The organism is Streptomyces sp. SS1-1, assembly GCF_008973465.1.
Lineage (GTDB): Bacteria > Actinomycetota > Actinomycetes > Streptomycetales > Streptomycetaceae > Streptomyces.
Genome location: NZ_WBXN01000004.1, coordinates 2,176,036 through 2,193,425, shown reverse-complemented (window position 1 = coordinate 2,193,425; position 17,390 = coordinate 2,176,036). Strand labels below are relative to the sequence as shown.

Below are 17,390 nucleotides of genomic sequence, written 5' to 3'. Positions count from 1 at the left end.
CTGTTCCCCCCCCGCCGCCTCGACGGGCTGTTCGAGCCTACGCGGCCCCCGGTGTCCCCGTCATGCGGTCCGGCGACCGTCGTTCAACGGCGAACGACCGCCGCTCCGGGATCCTTTCCAGGGCATTGACGGGCAAGCGCTTGCACCTTACGGTCCCGTCCGAAGTCACGCACGCAGTTCGGTATTTCGTACAGACGGCAGCCCGCCCGCATCCCGAGAGGCGCCCATGACCACCGCCCGCTTCACCCTCGACCCCGCCTTCACCGTCGGCGACGTCGACCCCCGGCTCTTCGGCTCCTTCGTCGAGCACCTCGGCCGCTGCGTCTACACCGGCGTCTTCGAGCCGGACCACCCCACCGCCGACGAGCGGGGGCTGCGCCAGGACGTCCTCGACCTCGTCCGGGAGCTCGGCGTCACCGTCGTGCGCTACCCCGGCGGCAACTTCGTCTCCGGCTACCGCTGGGAGGACTCCGTGGGCCCCGTGCACGAGCGCCCCCGCCGTCTCGACCTGGCCTGGCACTCCATCGAGACGAACCGTTTCGGCCTCTCCGAGTACCAGGACTTCCTGCGCAAGACGGGCGCCGAGCCCATGATGGCGGTCAACCTCGGCACGCGGGGCGTCGCCGAGGCGCTGGAGCTCCAGGAGTACGCGAACCACCCCGGGGGCACCGCCCTGTCGGACCTGCGGATCGCGCACGGCGACAAGGACCCCTTCGGCATCCGGCTGTGGTGCCTCGGCAACGAGATGGACGGCCCCTGGCAGACCGGGCACAAGACGGCCCGCGAGTACGGCCGGATCGCGGCGGAGACGGCCCGCGCCATGCGCCAGTTCGACGGCGGCACCGAACTCGTCGTCTGCGGCTCCTCCAGCCGGTCCATGCCGACCTTCGCCGCGTGGGAGGCGACCGTCCTGGAGGAGACGTACGAGCTGATCGACCACATCTCGCTGCACGCCTACTACTGGCCCGAGGACGGCGACGTCGACTCCTTCCTCGCCTCCGCCGTCGACATGGAGTCCTTCATCGAGGAGGTCGTCGCCACCGCCGACCACGTGGGCGCGCGGCTGAAGTCGAGCAAGCGGATCACGCTGTCCTTCGACGAGTGGAACGTCTGGTACCTGCCCGAGTGGGTGGCCCGCTCGAAGACCTTCCCGCAGGACGAGTGGCCCGAGGCCCCGCGCCGGCTGGAGGACAGCTACAGCGTCACGGACGCCGTCGTCCTCGGCTCGCTGCTCATCGCCCTGCTGCGGCACGCCGACCGGGTCGCCGTCGCCTGCCTCGCGCAGCTCGTGAACGTGATCGCGCCGATCATGACCGAGCCGGGCGGCCCGGCGTGGCGCCAGACGACGTTCTTCCCCTTCGCGCAGGCCGCGCGGTACGGCCGCGGTCAGGTGCTGGTCGTCCGCGTGGACACGCCGACGTACACGACGCGCAAGTACGGCGAGGTCGGCCTGCTGCACGCCACCGCGGTCCGCGCCGAGGACGGCTCGGTCACCGTCTTCGCGGTCAACCGCGGCCGGAGCGGGCCGCTTCCGCTGGAGGTGGACCTGCGCGGCCTCGACGTGACCCGGGTGGTGGAGCACAGCGCCCTCGCGGACGCGGACCCGGACGCCCGCAACACCCTGGACGACCCCGAGCGGGTCCTGCCGCACGCCGTCGAGGGCGCGGCGGTGCGGGACGGCCGGCTCACGGCGGTGCTGGAACCGCTCTCCTGGAACGTGATCCGGCTGGCCTGAGCCGGGCCGGGGGGCGACGGCTGCACACTACAGTCGATTTACCTTCAACTACCATATAAATGGCCGGAGTTGGCCCCTGTGGAGGGCGCTTTCCGCCCCCTACGATGCGTACGCCTCCGGCCTTCACAGAAACCCCACCTTTTCTTCAAGGGTTCAACCAGGGTGGGCCGGGCCGGGGGCGCAGCCACCCCCCATCCCGAGGAGAGATCCATGGCACGTGGACTCCTGAGACTGCTGCTGAGCGGAGGCGCGCTGACCGCCCTGCTCACCGCGGCCCTGCCCGCCCACGCGGACCCGGCGTTCGAGGACCCGCCGCCGGACAAGATCGTCATCAAGGTCGCCACCGTGAACGGCTCCGGCTGTCCCCAGGGCACCACGGCGGTCGCCGTGTCCGAGGACAACACCGCCTTCACCGTGACCTACAGCGACTACCTCGCCCAGGTCGGCGGCAACTCCGACCCGACGGCGTTCCGCAAGAACTGCCAGCTCAGCCTGGTCGTGCACGTCCCCGGCGGGTTCACGTACGCCATCGCCAGCGCCGACTACCGGGGCTTCGCCGCCCTCCAGCCCGGCGCCAACGCCATGCAGCGGGCCTCGTACTACTTCCAGGGCTCCCCGAGCACCCAGTTCCGCAACCACCCCTTCAACGGCCCGCTCAACGACAACTGGCAGGCCACCGACGAGACCGACTGGGCGCAACTGGTCTGGGCGCCCTGCGGAGTCCAGCGCAACTTCAACATCAACACCGAGCTGCGCGTCAACCTCGGCTCGTCCTCCCCGAACAAGGTCAGCTTCATGACCATGGACTCCACCGACGGCGACATCAGCACGGTCTACCACCTGGCCTGGAAGGAGTGCCCGAAGAAGTAGCCCCCGCCCCGCACGGACACGGCCGGCCCCGCCACCTCCCGCCGGGGCCGGCCTTCACACGGACGGAGGCTTCCCGCCGCCACCGCCGGCGGGCCGCCGGACGTCCAGCTCCCAGTCGATCTCCCACAGTCGTACGACCTGGTCGGCACCCCCGGAGACGGCGAAGCGCCCGTCGGCGCTCAGGACGGCCGCGGCGACCTCACCCGTGTGTCCTCTGAGGGTCTGCAGGCAGGAGCCGTCGGTCACGTCCCACAACCGCACGGAGCCGTCCCAGCTCCCCGAGAGCGCGTAGCGGCCGTCGGCGCTCCAGCACACCGCGTGGACCGCGCCGGTGTGCCCGGCGAAGGAGCGCACACACAGCCCCGAGGGAAGAGCCCAGAGCCGCATGACGTGATCCGCGCCGCCGGTGAGCACGAACGCGCCGTCCGCGCTCAGCGCCGCCGCGCCCGGCGAGGACGGCGTCTCCAGCCGGTGCAGGTCGAGACCCGTCTCCACGTCCCAGACCCGCACGGTGCCGCCCCGGCCGAGCGTCAGTGCCAGCCTTCCGTCCGCGCTCAGCCCACCGGGACCGCCGCTCACCCTCCCCTCCAGGGTGTGCAGCACGTGCCCGGTCTCCAGCTCCCACACCACCGTCGTCGCGGCGTCTCCGCCTCCCCGGCCGACGAGGGCCAGCCGGTCCCCGGCACCCATCGACACCGAGCCGTGGACCCCCGGGGGTGTCTCCAGACGGTGCAGGACCCGGCCGCTCTCCGCCTCGCTCAGGTGCACGACGCCGTCGTCGGACCGGATGAGCGCGAGCCGGCCGTCGGCGCCGAGACCACTCGCGTCCTGTCCGTTGCGGCCCTCGAACACCCGCAGACAGCGGCCGGTCGACGCCTCCCAGAGCCGGACGGTGCCGTCCCAGCCGCCCGACAGCACCAGCCGCCCGTCGGCGCTCGCCGACACGGAGTGCACCCGGTCGGTGTGCCCCTCCAGTGCCCTGGCCTGCCAGACCGCCCGTACTCCCACCCGCACCGAGGAGAGCGAGAGGGCGTGCCAGGCGTCCAGCGCCCGCGGATGGCGCTCGTGACGCGGGGAGGACCGGGCCTTCTCCACCTGCCGACGGGCCGCGGCCCACTGTCCGGCGGCGAGGTGGCGCTCGGCGGAGTCGAGCAGGCGTTCCACGCGCAGGTCCAGTCCGGCCAGCTCGGCGTGCGAGCGCGGCCGGCTCGGCCGGAGCGGGGCCACGTGGCGGTCGTCCCCCCGTGTCCCCCACACCCGGACGTCACCGTTCTCACCGGCGGAGAGCACCCGGCGACCGTCCGCGCTGACGGCGACCGCGCGCACGGCACCGGTGTGCCCGTCGAACGTGCGCAGACACCGGCCGGTGGTCACGTCCCACAGCCGTACGGTGGTGTCCCGCCCCCCGGAGACGACCGTCCGGGAGTCGGCGCTCAGCCGGACCGCCGCCACCGAGTCCGTGTGCCCGGACAGGACGCGCAGGCAGCGGCCCGTGGCGACCTCCCACACCCGGACGGTGCCGTCATCGGAGCCCGAAACGGCCACAGTGCCGTCCTCGCTCATGCACACCGCGCCGACGGACCGGTCGTGACCTTCGAACGTGCGCAGACAGCGGCCGCTCGCCGCCTCCCAGAGCCCGAGCACGCCGTCCAGCCTCGCGGACAGCACCGCCCGCCCGTCGGCGCTCGGCCAGACGGGATGCACGTCGAGTGTGAACAGCGCGGAGGAGTCGCCGAGAGCGCACCAGTTGCCTTCCGAGTCCCACATGCGGACCATCGGGCCGCCGGTGCCGAACACGAGCAGCTGGTCCTCGGCGCTCAACCGGACGGAATGCACGGTCGTGTCGCTCACGTGCTCCCAGACGCACGCGCCCGCCTCCGTGTCCCACAGGCGCACCGTGTGATGCCGGCCGCCGTACACCTGCTCCACCCCCGCCGAGAGGATCAGCGTTCCGTCGCCGCCGAGACAGAGCGAGAACACGTCGCCGCTGTGGGCGGGGAACATCTCGAGAGGCTCGCCGGTCTCCGCGTCGAACAGCCGGATCAGTCCCTCCCCGTCCCCGGTCGCTGCCAGGCGCCCGTCCGGACTCAGATCGCAGGTGGCCGTCCCGGTGTGACCGAACCTGTGCAGCGGGCCGGCGGTCGCCAGGCCGTCGGAGCGGGCGTGCTCCAGGGCCGCCCGTACCTCCGCGTTCTCCGGCTCGTCGCGGGCCGCCTCCTCCAGCAGGGGCAGCGCGTCCTCCAGGGAGCCGCGTTCCAGGTGCACCTCGGCGAGCAGATGCCGCTTCACCCGGGCGACGGCCTCCGTCGCGGCGGGCACACTCTCGAGGCCGTGCACGAGCGCGTCGTCGGTCAGCCGCCCCGCCCGCCACCGCAGCAGACCGAAGTCGTACGTGGCCTCAAGGTGCCGCGGGTCCGTCGCGAGGGCCTCGGTGAACGCCGCCTCGGCCTCCTCGAACCGCCCGAGGTCCACCAGCGACAGCCCGCGGTTGTTCAGCTCGTCGGCCCGCAGCCGGACCGATTCGGGAGCCGGACGCCGATAGGAACGGCCCACCCGCGACGCGTGGACGTCGAGGAGCCGGGCGGTGATCTCGTCCATGCCGCGCGGCCGTTCGGCCGGATCCTCCAGCAGACACTGCGCCAGCACCTCGGCCAGCGGCTCCGGCATCGCGAGCCGGCCGCCGTACGCACGGCCCCACCGGCGGAGATCCGCGAGCACCGCCGCGGCGGACGGGCCGGCGAACCAGGTGATCCGGCCGAGGAACATCTCCAGCACGGTGACCGCGAAGCTCCACACGTCGCTGCGCCGGTCCAGCGGCCGGCCCGCCACCTGCTCGGGCGAGGCGTAGGCGGGGGTCATGCCGCCCACGGTGACCAGGACCGTGGCGTCGGGCGGCGATCCCGGTCCGGTCGTGCCGCCCCGCCCCCGCGCCGTCCGCGCCAGGCCGAAGTCGGTGACGCGTGCCGTGCCCCCGGAGTCCAGGACGATGTTCGCCGGCTTGACGTCCTGGTGGATCACACCGCGCTCGTGCGCGTGCCGCAGGCCCCAGGCCGTCTGGATCGCGATGTCGAGCACCCGGGCCAGCACCCTGCGGGAGCCGCCGCGGTACAGCCTGCCGTCGTCGATCCAGTCGCGCAGACTGCCGCCGTCCAGGTACTCGGCGAAGACGCGGGGGACGCCGCCCAGCGAGCGCACGTAGTGGCAGGTGCAGACGTGCGGGTGCAGCCCCAGCGACACCCAGGTCTCGGCCTCCCGGACGAAGCTCTCCCGGTCCTCGCGGTGCGCGAGCACGTCGGCGAGCGGTGTCTTGACGGCGAGGTCGGTGTTCCAGGCCAGATGACGGACCCGGTGGACCACCCCTGTCATCCCCTGCCCGAGGACGTCCCCCACCTCGTACAGACCGTCGACGGTGTCGCCCGGGGACCACACGGCGCCGGTGGTGTCCGCCGATCCGCCCGTTCCGTCCGCACGGAGGGACGCCGGCACCGTCGCACGGGGATCGACGCGCCCGCCCGGGGCGCGCCCCGCCGCGTCACTCGTCCGTCTGCGCCACATAGAGCGGTGTGCCCACGACGACGTTCAGCTCCTGTCCCTGATCGTCGGTGATCAGCCCCGACAGCAGCCGGCGTGCGAGGAACTCGGAGGGCTCGCCCGGCCCGCGCAGGGCCCGGTCGAGCCGTGCGACCTCGCGCAGCGTCCCCTCCTTGCTCCGGGCCGACTCGCCACGAGGAGGTCCCGCTGGGGCCGTCGCCGGCCGGTCGGCGGCGCCCTCCTGCAGCAGCCGGAACAGGGACGGGAGCATCGAGTGACCCATGAGACCGGACTCCGGAGGCACGCGCCGCCCGACGAGGTGGTGCGCCGAGCCGATGAGCGCGACGACCGTCCCGGCCTCCCGGCCCATCATGAGGAGCGGCCCGTCGGGGGCCGGGCCGAACCCGGACGTCCGCAGCTCGCACTCCCCGCGGAACCACGCCGACGGCTCGGACATCCACGAGATGTCGTGGTCGCGGTCGAGGTACGCCTCGACGATGTCCAGCCGGCCATACAGACCCGCCTGGGCGGGGCCCTTCTGGACCGTCAGGCCGACGACCTGAAGATCGACCTTCAGCTCGGTCGCCAGACCGGACAGCAGTCTGGGCGGGATCTGCCCGAACAGCATGTCCACTTTCGCCTCGGACACATACGCGTAGTAGCGCACGATCCCCCCGGTCGTCGTCCTGTCCCACACGGGCCACCCGGCATGACTGCCATGAGCAGGTTAACCATAGGACGCGCCACCGCCGCTCGAGTTGAGCGGGCGGCCGCTACCCGGTCTGCCCCATCCCCGCCGCGTTCGGCCAGCTCTGGGCCTGGGGCCAGCCGGTGGCCGGGGCCGGGGCGAGGCCCGGGACCGGGCCCGTGGTGCCGCGGACCTGGGCCGCGGTGAGGCCGCCGCGCGCGGGCACGCCGGGCGGGGTCGGGCCGGGCGGCACCATCGTCGCGGCCGGCGCCACCGGGGACGGGAACGGCATCGGGGTCGGGGTGGGCTGCGGAGCCGGGGCAGGCGCGGGGGCCGCGGCCGCCGCGGCCGGTACCGGGGCGGGCGCCGGCATGGGAGCGGGTGCGGGAGCCACCGGCGCGGGCGCGGGTGCGGGCGCGGGAGCCACCGGCATCGGGGCCGGCATGGGGGCGCCGCCGCCCTGCGGGACCGGCTGGGGCGCCGGCTGCGGCTGGGGCACGGCCGTGAAGCCCGCCCCGTTGGTGGAGCCCACCAGGCGGTCCACGGCCGCCGTACCCGAGCTGTAGCTGGTCCCGTTGCTCAGCTCCGGTACGGCGGCTCCCCTCCTGGACCCGTAGAGCACCTGCTCCAGGCCGGACACCAGGCGACGCACGTCCACCTGGGGGCGCACCACGAGTCGCAGGAAGCGGCTGGACGAACCGATCTTGTTGCCGCACTCACGGACCAGGATCCGGTGCTCGGTGAGCAGCCGGTCGCGGACCACGGTGCCCTCGGCGCCGACGGGGAGGCGCACGAAGAGGAAGTTGCCCTGGGACGGGTACACCGTCAGACCGGGCAGCGCCGAGAGGGCCCCCGCCATCTCCAGCCGGTCCTTGCGCACCTGCTGGAGGCTCTGCGCGTACTCGGCGCCATGGTCCTTCAGCATGAACACCACGTGCTCGGCGAAGGAGTTGAGGTTCCACTTCGGCAACATCGAGCGGACCATCCGGGCGAGCGCCGGGTTGGCCACCAGGTAGCCGAAGCGGATGCCGTGCAGGCCGAAGTTCTTGCCGAGGCTGCGCAGCACGATGACGTTGGGCCGCAGCATGGCCTCCTGGACGACCGACGGCTCCTGCTCGGCGTCCGCGAACTCCAGGAAGCTCTCGTCCACGACGATCAGGTCCAGATCGGCCATGGCGTCCATGAACTGCACGATGGCGTGCTTGTGCAGGAAGCCGCCGTCGGGGTTGTTCGGGTTGCAGATCACCGCGACCCGCGTCCCCCTGGCCCGGATGAACTCGGCGTACTGCGCGAGGTCCAGGGCGAACCCGCTGGACTCCTGGAGCGGGAACATGTCGACCCGCTTGCCCGTCTCCATCGGCTGGTCGGTCCAGCGGCCGAACGTGGGGACGGGTATGGCCAGGGACTCCCGGACCATCAGATGGTCGATCCAGGTGATCAGCTCGGTGGAGCCGTTGCCCATCGCCACGCACTGCGGCGGAAGCTGGAGCAGGCTGCACAGCTCGGCCGTGATGGTGTCGGCGCTGCTCGGGTAGTACGTGATGATGTCCCGCAGCTTCCCCGCCATGTCCTCGAACATCTCGGGCGTCGGGAAGTACGGGTTGCAGGGGATGCAGAAGTCGACCGGGCCGGCCCCGTCGCCGCCCTCGCGTGTCAGCGCCGCCATCGACGGGCTGTGTGCCGCGGTGCTGCGGAACAGCGAGGTGACGTTGTCGGCCATGGAACCTCCGTATGGGGCGGGCCCGGCGGGGACGACCGGGCCCGTCGTGCTTGGGTGGCCCGCGCGGGGGAGCACGGGCCGCCCCTACATACGGAGGTTCGGATGACGCCGTTCAATCACCGCTGAATCAGCGGGTGAACGAGTGCACCGTCGTGGATCGGTAGGTCTGGCCCGGTCGCAGCACCGTCGACGGGAACGACGGACGGTTCGGCGAGTCCGGGAAGTGCTGGGTCTCCAGGCACAGTCCGTCGCCCTGCCGGTAGACGCGGCCGCCCGTGCCGACCAGGGTGCCGTCGAGGAAGTTCCCCGAGTAGAACTGGAGCCCCGGCTCGGTCGTCGCGATGCGCAGGGTGCGCCCCGAGGACGGGTCCTTGAGCGTGGCGACCCACTCCGGGCGCGGCGAGATCCCCTTGTCGAGCACCCAGTTGTGGTCGATGCCCTGGCCGTACAGGAGCTGCTGGTGGGGCTCGCGCAGGTCCTCGCCGACCGCCTTGGAACGGCGGAAGTCGAAGGGGGTGCCGGCGACGCGCGCCAGTTCGCCGGTCGGGATGAGGCCCGAGTCGACGGGGGTGTAGCGGGAGCCGTCGATCTTCAGCTCGTGGTTCTCGATCGTGCCGCTGCCCTCGCCGGCGAGGTTCCAGTAGACATGGCTGGTCAGGTTGACGACGGTCGCCCTGTCGGTGGTGGCCGCGTAGTCGATGCGCCAGTCGCCGTACTTGGTGAGGGTGTACGTCACCTTCACGCGCAGGGTGCCTGGGTAGCCCATCTCGCCGTCGAGGGACGTGTAGTACAGGTGCAGGCCGACGTCGGTGCCCTTGGTGAACGGCTCGACGTCCCACACCCGCTTGTCGAACCCCTTGGCGCCGCCGTGCAGGCTGTTCTCGCCGTCGTTGACGTCGACCTGGTACGTCCTGCCGTCGAGCGTGAAGCGGCCCTTGCCGATCCGGTTGCCGTACCGGCCGATCAGCGCGCCGAAGTACGGGCTCGACGCGACGTAGTCGTCGAGGGAGCGGAAGCCGAGGGAGACGTTGGCGTACCGGCCCCGGCGGTCGGGGACCTCCAGGGACTGCACCACGCCGCCGTAGGAGAGGACCTTCATCCGGGTGCCGCCGTTGGCGAGCGACCAGCTGTGGACCTTCGTGCCGTCGGAGAGGGTGCCGAAGAGGGACCGGACCGGGGCCCGGCCTCCCGTGCCGTGCGCGTGCGCGTCGCCGAGGGTCGCGGCGGTGATGCCCGCCGCCGCGGCACCGGCGATGACCGTGCGTCTGCTCATGTCCATGTGCGGCTCCTGTTCAGGAAGGCGGGCCCCGCCGGAGCGGCGGGGCCCGTGCGTGGACCTACGAACCGACCTTGCGCTTGTTCCACACGTCGAAGCCGACCGCCGCCAGCAGCACCAGGCCCTTGATGACCTGCTGCCAGTCGGTGCCGATGCCGACGAGGTTCATGCCGTTGTTCAGCACACCCAGGACCAGACCGCCGATGATCGCGCCGAGGACGGTGCCGACACCGCCGCTCATCGACGCGCCGCCGATGAACGAGGCCGCGATCGCCTCCAGCTCGAAGTTCAGGCCGGCCTTGGGGGAGGCCGCGTTGAAGCGGGCGGCGAAGACCAGACCCGCCAGGGCCGCGAGCATGCCCATGTTCAGGAAGACCAGGAAGGTGACCTTCTTGTCCTTCACACCCGACAGCTTGGCCGCGGGCAGGTTGCCGCCGATGGCGTAGATGTGGCGGCCGATGATCGCGTTGCGCATGACGTAGCCGAACCCGACGAGCAGCACCCCGAGGATGAGCAGCACGATCGGGGCGCCCTTGTAGCTGGCGAGCAGCATCGTCAGCGTCAGGATGGCGGCGGAAAGCGCCACCAGCTTCAGCAGGAACAGGTTGAACGGCGGGACGTCCAGCGAGAACTCCTGCTGCCGGCGGCGGTCCCGGAACTCCTGGAAGACCACGACCGCGATCATCGCGAAGCCGAGCAGCAGCGTGAGGTTGTGGTAGTTGGTGTCCGGGCCGACCGTGGGCAGGAAGCCGTTGGCGACCTTCTGCAGCCCCTCGGGGAACGGGCCGAGGGTCTGGCCCTCCAGGAAGATCTCCGTCAGACCGCGGAAGATCAGCATGCCCGCCAGGGTCACGATGAACGACGGTATGCCGCCGTACGCGATGAAGAAGCCCTGCGCCGCGCCCGCGAGCGCGCCGACCGCCAGGCACAGCAGCACCGCGAGCGGCCAGGGCATGTCGTGCTTGACCATGAACACGGCGGCCATGGAGCCGACGAACGCCGTCAGCGATCCCACCGACAGGTCGATGTGGCCGGCGATGATGACCAGCATCATGCCGATCGCGAGGATCAGGATGTAGCTGTTCTGCAGCACCAGGTTGGAGACGTTGCGCGGCAGCAGCAGGTCGCCGTCGGTCCACACGGCGAACAGCACCACGATCAGGCCGAGCGCGATCAGCATGCCGTACTGGCGCATGTTGCGGCGCAGGCCCTCCAGCACCAGCTGGAGCAGTCCGTCGCCGCCGTCCCGCGCGCTCTTCCCCGGCGGCGCGGGGGCCGGGCTCTTGGCGGTCACATCCGTGCTCATCGGGTTACCTCTTTGTCCTTCGTCATCTGACGCATCAGCGATTCCTGCGAGGCCTCTTCGCGGGAGAACTCGCCGGTCAGCCGGCCCGCGGCCATCGTGTAGATGCGGTCGCACATGCCGAGCAGCTCGGGCAGCTCGGAGGAGATGAAGACGACCGCCTTGCCCTGGGCGGCCAGCTGGTCGATGACCGTGTAGATCTCGTACTTGGCGCCGACGTCGATCCCGCGCGTGGGCTCGTCCAGGATCAGCACATCGGGCCCCGCGAAGATCCACTTGCTGAGGACGACCTTCTGCTGGTTGCCGCCGGACAGCTTGCCCACCGGCTCGAAGACGGTCGGCGCCTTGATGTTCATGGACTTGCGGAAGCCCTCGGCGACCTGCCGCTCGCCGTGCTCGTCGACCACGCCCCGCTTGGCGACCTTGCCCAGCGCGCTGAGCGAGATGTTGCGGTTGATGGTGTCGATGAGGTTCAGGCCGTAGTGCTTGCGGTCCTCGGTGACGTACGCGATGCCGTGCTTCACCGCCTCCGGGACGGACTTGGTGCGGATCTCCTTGCCGTCCTTGAGGACCGTGCCGCCGTGGTAGCGGCCGTAGGTGCGCCCGAAGACGCTCATCGCCAGCTCGGTGCGGCCGGCGCCCATCAGCCCCGCGATGCCCACGATCTCGCCGCGCCGCACCTGGATCGACACGTCGTCGACGACCTTGCGCTGCTGGTCGATCGGGTGGTGCACGGTCCAGTTGCGGATCTCCAGGGCGGGGGCGGCGCCCTCCTCCGGCTCGTGCGGGGTGCGCTCGGGGAAGCGGTGCTCCAGGTCCCGGCCGACCATCCCGCTGATGATCCGGTCCTCGGTGGTCTCCGGGGCCTTCACGTCGAGCGTCTCGATGGTCCGCCCGTCCCGCAGGATCGTCACCGAGTCGGCGACCCTGCGGATCTCGTTGAGCTTGTGGGAGATGATGATCGAGGTGATGCCCTGCTTCTTCAGCTCCAGGATCAGGTCCAGGAGCTTGCCGCTGTCCTCGTCGTTGAGGGCCGCGGTCGGCTCGTCGAGGATGAGCAGCTTCACCTTCTTCGACAGCGCCTTCGCGATCTCCACGAGCTGCTGCTTGCCCACGCCGATGTCGGCGACGCGGGTGTCGGGGTGGTCGGACAGCCCCACCCGGCGCAGCAGTTCGGTGGCGTGCCGCAGCGTCTCCCGCCAGTCGATGAAGCCGCCCCGGGCGTGCTCGTTGCCGAGGAAGATGTTCTCCGCGAGGGAGAGGAACGGCGACAGCGCCAGCTCCTGGTGGATGATGACGATGCCGCGCTGCTCGCTCGCCCGGATGTCCTTGAACTCGCAGACCTCGCCCTCGAAGAGGATGTCCCCCTCGTAGGTGCCGTGCGGGTGGACTCCGGAGAGGACCTTCATCAGCGTGGACTTGCCGGCGCCGTTCTCCCCGCAGATGGCGTGGACCTCGCCCTGCCGGACGGTCAGGGTGACGTCCGACAGCGCCTTGACGCCGGGAAAGGTCTTGACGATCGAGCGCATTTCCAGGACGGGTCCCGCCATGGTCGTGCCTTCCAATCAGAGTGGGCCGGCGGTTAGTTGAGGTCGCTCGCCTTGATGTAGCCGGAGTCCACGACTTCCTTCTGGTAGTTGGTCTTGTCCACGGCGACCGGCTCCAGCAGGTAGGCCGGGACGACCTTCGAGCCGTTGTCGTAGGTCTTGGTGTCGTTGACCTCGGGCTTCTTCTTGTTGAGCAGGGAGTCGACCATGTTCACGGCCACCTTGGCGAGTTCGCGGGTGTCCTTGTAGACGGTCATCGACTGCTCGTCGGCGATGATCGACTTCACCGAGGCGACCTCGGCGTCCTGACCGGTGACGACCGGCAGCGGCTTGCTCTTGGAGCCGTAGTCGTCCGACTTCAGGGCGGAGAGGATGCCGATGGAGATGCCGTCGTACGGCGAGAGCACCGCGTCGACGCGCTCGCTCTTGTACGCCGAGGTGAGGATGTCGTCCATGCGCTTCTGCGCGGTGCCGCCGTCCCAGCGCAGGGTGGTGACCTGGTTGAGGGCGGTCTGCTTGGAGCGGACGACGAGCTGCTTCTTGTCGATGTAGGGCTGGAGCACCTTCATCGCGCCGCCGAAGAAGTAGCGGGTGTTGTTGTCGTCGTTGGAGCCGGCGAACAGCTCGATGTTGAACGGGCCCTTCTTGCCGTCCTCCAGGCCCAGCTTGTCGACGATGTAGCTGGCCTGGAGCTGGCCGACCTTCTCGTTGTCGAAGGAGGCGTAGTAGTCGACGTTCGGGGTGCCGAGGATCAGCCGGTCGTAGGAGATGACCGGGATGTTCGCGTCCTTGGCCTGCTGGAGGACGTTGTTCATCGACTTGTTGTCGATGGCCGCCACGATCAGCGCCTTGACGCCCTGGGTGATCAGGTTCTCGATCTGCGAGACCTGCTGGTCGGGGTCGTCCTCGCCGTAGACCAGCTTGGTCTTGTAGCCCTTGGACTCGAGGTTCTTCACGACGTTGTTGCCGTCGGCGATCCAGCGCTCGGAGGACTTGGTGGGCATCGCGATGCCGATCGTCGCCCCCTTCGTGCTGGCGTTGTCGTCCTTGCTGCCGCCCTCGCTGTCCTGGCCGCAGGCGGTCAGGGTCAGCGCGAGGGAGGCGACGGAGGCCATGGCGGCGAGTGCGGCTCTGCGACTACGCATGATCATCATCCTTGATGTGAGTGGAGCGGGGCTCGGTCGTGCTCGGGTCCGGTCGGTCCGGGTGCCGCGTGGGCGAATGCGAGGACGTGTCCGGGGCTGTTCGGGTCGGCTGGTCCGTCGCCCGAGGGTGTGTGGGATTGTGTTCGCCTGCGTCCGCTTCTGTGAAGGGGGTTTCGCCGGAACGTTATGCGCGTGTGTCGAAACGCGTCAGCGTTCCGGGCAGCCGTGAGCCGAGGGGCGCCATCGCGCCGTCGGCCCCGTGCCGCGCGAGCAGGTCCAGGGCCAGCCGTCCGCGCCGGACGCGTTCCCGGGCGGTGGCCAGCGTGAGCTCTCTCATGTGGTGGCCGTAGGGGTAGATGCCGGGGGCCTTGGAGAGCCCGAACTTCAGGTACAGCGGGGCGCCGCGCCGGATCAGCTCGGCGACCTCGTACATGCGCACATAGCCGCCGAGGTCGTCGGGGGCCTCGATGTACATGTCCATGGGGGCGGCGGAGACCCGCCGGATCTCCGTGAGGTGATCCAGCGTCAGGTCGCTCGGCACGTTCACCGAGTCGGCGCCCAGCCGCTCGTACACCGCGTACGCGGCCGGGTTGACCGGGCCGATCAGGGCGCTGACCTTCAGGGTGGTGTCGGCCGGGATGAGGCCCGTGACGCGCGCCCGGTGCAGCGTCCACAGCACGCCCTCGTCGGCGACCAGCAGGCACTTCACGCCCAGTTCGGTGGCGCGCACGGCGTCCTCGACACAGCCGGCCACCGCGTCGTGGCCGCGGGCGCGCAGCCCGGCCCCGCGGGAGTCGGTGCGGGTGGAGCCGCCGATGTCCCAGGTGCCGCGCGGGCCGGTGAACAGGCAGAGCTCGATGTCCCGTTCGGCCGTCGCCTCGACCATCTCGGTGATCTCGGCGTCGGTCAGCATCCACACACCGCTGCCCTGGCTGATCCGGTGGATCGGCACGTCCAGCCGCGAGGCTTCCTTCAGGACGACGGCCAGCGCCTCGGGGCCCTCGCACGAGGGGATCTCGGTGCGCCAGCGGCCTCCGCCGGGGAAGGTGTGGGGCGAGGCGTCGGCGGGGGAGGGGTCGGGCGCGCCCAGGCCGAGGGCGGCGAGTGCCTGCTCGCCGGGTCGTCGGGCTGCGGAGGCGTCGGTCACGGGATGTCCTTAGTGTTCGGTATTTCGGACGAGGTTCGCGTCTTCGGGTGTGCGGGACCTCGGTGGTACGCCGGCACGGGGACCGTCAGGGCGCCCCCGTCCCGGCGTACGGCCAAGGCCGCTCAGGGCCGGAGGAGAACCTTGCCCACCTTCGGGTCGCCGGAGCCCACGAGCTCGATCGCCTGCGGGAACTCCGTCAGCGGCAGTTCGTGCGTGACCAGTGGCAGCGGGTCGAGGAGACCGGCGGAGAACACCCGCACCGCGTGCGCCCAGGCGTCCGGCGGCGCCCCGAAGACGGTGTGCACCTCCAGCTGGCGTACGACGAGATCGGTCGGGTCGAGCCCGTGCGCGCCCGGCGCCGGGATGCCGGTGAGCACCAGGCGCCCGCCCCGCCGCAGCAGCGCGGCCGCGGTGCGCGCGGCGTCGGCGGACCCGGCGGTCTCCACGACGACGTCGTAACCGCCCGGCAGTTCCTCGTCCTTGGTGCGGAAGCCGGTGGCCCCGTACGCCCGCGACAGCTCCTCCCGGTCCCGGCGCGTCCCCACCACCAGCAGCTCGCCGGGCGAGTTCGCCGCCAGGAACTGCACGGCGAACATCCCGAGCGTCCCGGTGCCGACCACGGCCACCCGCTCGCCCGGCCGGGCGCCCGCCTTCAGCGCGGCCGCCGCGATACAGGCGGCCGGCTCCAGCAGGGCGGCGGCGGTCAGGTCGCAGTCGTCCGGCAGGACGTGCAGCAGCCGGGCCGGGAGCGTGAGCGTGGCCGCCATGGCCCCGGGCTGGGTGAACCCGGTCTCCTCGTACCCCGCCTCGCACAGCGTCGTCTCACCGGCGTGACAGCGGTCGCAGACCTGGCAGTTGCGGAACCCCTCGCCGACGACCTTCCGGCCGACGAGCCCCTCCGGCACCCCGGCACCGACGGCGGCGACGGTCCCGGACCACTCGTGGCCCGGCGTCAGCGGGTAACGGACGTACCCCTCGGGCCGGTTGCCCTGGTACAGCTCGCGGTCGCTGCCGCAGATGCCGGCCGCGTGCACCCGCACCAGCGCCTCGCCGGGACCGGGGTCACGCGGCGTGTGGGCGGCGAGCCGGTGCCGGCCGGGCGCCTCGACGACGACGGCGGTGCTCATCGCGTCCCCTTCGGCTTGCGCTGCTCCCAGCCCTCGGCCCACAGGTCGAACCGGGCCTGCTGCTGCGGGAACTCGGCGGCCGCGTCGGCGTCGAACTCCACGCCGAGCCCGGGGGCGTCGGAGAGGTGGAAGTAGCCGTCCACGACCTGCGGCGCGCCCTTGACCACCTTCTTGATCTCCGCGTCGGCGAAGTCGTTGAAGTGCTCCAGGATCTTGAAGTTGGGGGAGGTGAACCCGACCTGGAGGGAGGCCGCGGTGAGCACCGAACCGCCGACGTTGTGCGGGGCGACGAGCGTGTAGTGCGTCTCGGCGGTCGCGGCGAGCTTGCGGGTCTCCCAGATGCCGCCGATGTGGCCGACGTCGGGCTGGATGATGTCGGCGGCCTGGCTCTCGAACAGCTCCCGGAACTCGATCCGGTCGTGGATGCGCTCACCGGTGGCGACCGGGATGTCGACCTTGGCGGCGACCTTCTCCAGCGCCTTCAGGTTCTCCGGCGGGCAGGGCTCCTCCAGCCAGGCCGGCTTGAACGGCGCCAGCTCGTGCGCGAGACGGACGGCGGTGGCGGGGGAGAAGCGGCCGTGCATCTCCAGCATCAGCTCGGCGTCGGGGCCGATGGCGTCCCGTACGGCCTCGATGAGGGAGACGGCGTACAGGGTCTGCTGGTGGTCGAGCTCGAAGTGGCCGGTGCCGAAGGGGTCGATCTTCAGCGCCCGGTAGCCGCGCTCCATCACCGCGCGGGCGGCCTTGTGGTACGCCTCGGGCGTGCGCTCGGTGGTGTACCAGCCGTTCGCGTACGCCTTCACCTTGTCGGTGACCTTGCCGCCGAGGAGCTGCCACACGGGCACCCCGAGCGCCTTGCCCTTGATGTCCCAGCAGGCCATCTCGATCACGGCGATGCCGGACATCACGATCTCGCCCGCGCGGCCGTAGTCGCCGTACTTCATGCGGCGCACCAGGTCCTCGACGGCGAACGGGTCGGAGCCGAGGATGTGGTTGGCCTCGGCCTCGCGCAGATAGCCGATCAGCGCGTCGGTGTGGCCCAGCATCCGGGTCTCGCCGACTCCGGTCAGCCCCTCGTCGGTGTGCACCTGGACGTAGGTCAGATTGCGCCAAGGCGTCCCGACCACGTGTGTGCTGATTCCGGTGATACGCACGGCAGTTGCCCCTTGCTGCGTCGTCGGCCCATTCGGTTGTGCACCCGGCGATGTTCGATATTTCGTCACACGTTCGAAATGCTGACGTGACAGTAGGGAGGGGGCGACGGGGGTGTCAATGGGTCGCGCGCATAACGGTTTCGACAC

The 17,390-nt window shown here is 71.0% G+C and carries 12 protein-coding genes; 2 read left to right on the top strand and 10 right to left on the bottom strand.

Translation table 11 applies throughout. The annotated features are described in order from the left end of the window. The first annotated feature begins 226 nt into the window (after positions 1-226). The gene (locus F8R89_RS11185; protein WP_151783840.1) at positions 227-1,735 is read left to right on the top strand and encodes an alpha-N-arabinofuranosidase; all 1,509 of its coding nucleotides are present in this window, start codon (positions 227-229) and stop codon (positions 1,733-1,735) included. Between the two features lie 210 nt (positions 1,736-1,945). Beyond that, the gene (locus tag F8R89_RS11180) at positions 1,946-2,605 is read left to right on the top strand and encodes a DUF4360 domain-containing protein (protein WP_151783839.1); all 660 of its coding nucleotides are present in this window, start codon (positions 1,946-1,948) and stop codon (positions 2,603-2,605) included. Between the two features lie 54 nt (positions 2,606-2,659). Here F8R89_RS11180 and F8R89_RS11175 read toward each other — a convergent pair whose 3' ends face one another. The 10 genes from F8R89_RS11175 to F8R89_RS11130 all read right to left on the bottom strand — a co-directional run bounded on the left by F8R89_RS11175 (position 2,660) and on the right by F8R89_RS11130 (position 17,243). Further along, positions 2,660-6,091, bottom strand: a complete 3,432-nt coding sequence (locus F8R89_RS11175) for a serine/threonine-protein kinase (protein WP_192806094.1) — start codon at positions 6,089-6,091, stop codon at positions 2,660-2,662. 46 nt (positions 6,092-6,137) lie between these two features. Beyond that, positions 6,138-6,803 (bottom strand): DUF7019 family protein, encoded by a 666-nt coding sequence (locus F8R89_RS11170; RefSeq protein WP_151788069.1) that lies wholly within the window; start codon positions 6,801-6,803, stop codon positions 6,138-6,140. A gap of 106 nt (positions 6,804-6,909) precedes the next feature. Next, the gene (locus F8R89_RS11165) at positions 6,910-8,544 is read right to left on the bottom strand and encodes a pyridoxal phosphate-dependent aminotransferase (protein WP_151783837.1); all 1,635 of its coding nucleotides are present in this window, start codon (positions 8,542-8,544) and stop codon (positions 6,910-6,912) included. A gap of 127 nt (positions 8,545-8,671) precedes the next feature. Continuing rightward, entirely contained in the window at positions 8,672-9,823 is a 1,152-nt protein-coding gene (locus F8R89_RS11160) for an aldose epimerase family protein (RefSeq protein ID WP_151783836.1), read from the bottom strand. A gap of 58 nt (positions 9,824-9,881) precedes the next feature. Further along, positions 9,882-11,126, bottom strand: a complete 1,245-nt coding sequence (gene mmsB, locus F8R89_RS11155; RefSeq protein ID WP_151783835.1) for a multiple monosaccharide ABC transporter permease — start codon at positions 11,124-11,126, stop codon at positions 9,882-9,884. Beyond that, complete coding sequence (mmsA, locus tag F8R89_RS11150) at positions 11,123-12,673, bottom strand: multiple monosaccharide ABC transporter ATP-binding protein (protein ID WP_151783834.1); 1,551 nt, start codon at positions 12,671-12,673, stop codon at positions 11,123-11,125. Before mmsA ends, mmsB begins: the two co-directional genes overlap by 4 nt. Before the next feature lie 32 nt (positions 12,674-12,705). After that, entirely contained in the window at positions 12,706-13,821 is a 1,116-nt protein-coding gene (gene chvE, locus F8R89_RS11145) for a multiple monosaccharide ABC transporter substrate-binding protein (protein WP_383656236.1), read from the bottom strand. A 178-nt stretch (positions 13,822-13,999) separates the two neighbouring features. Further along, positions 14,000-14,962 carry a hypothetical protein gene (locus tag F8R89_RS11140; RefSeq protein ID WP_151783832.1) on the bottom strand — a complete coding sequence of 321 codons (963 nt, stop codon included), beginning with the start codon at positions 14,960-14,962 and terminating at the stop codon, positions 14,000-14,002. 122 nt (positions 14,963-15,084) lie between these two features. Then, positions 15,085-16,089: a zinc-dependent alcohol dehydrogenase gene (locus tag F8R89_RS11135; RefSeq protein ID WP_151783831.1), complete on the bottom strand. Its 1,005-nt coding sequence runs from the start codon at positions 16,087-16,089 to the stop codon at positions 15,085-15,087. Then, positions 16,086-17,243: a mandelate racemase/muconate lactonizing enzyme family protein gene (locus F8R89_RS11130; RefSeq protein WP_151783830.1), complete on the bottom strand. Its 1,158-nt coding sequence runs from the start codon at positions 17,241-17,243 to the stop codon at positions 16,086-16,088. The genes F8R89_RS11135 and F8R89_RS11130 overlap by 4 nt, the downstream gene beginning before the upstream one ends. Positions 17,244-17,390 lie beyond the last annotated feature (147 nt).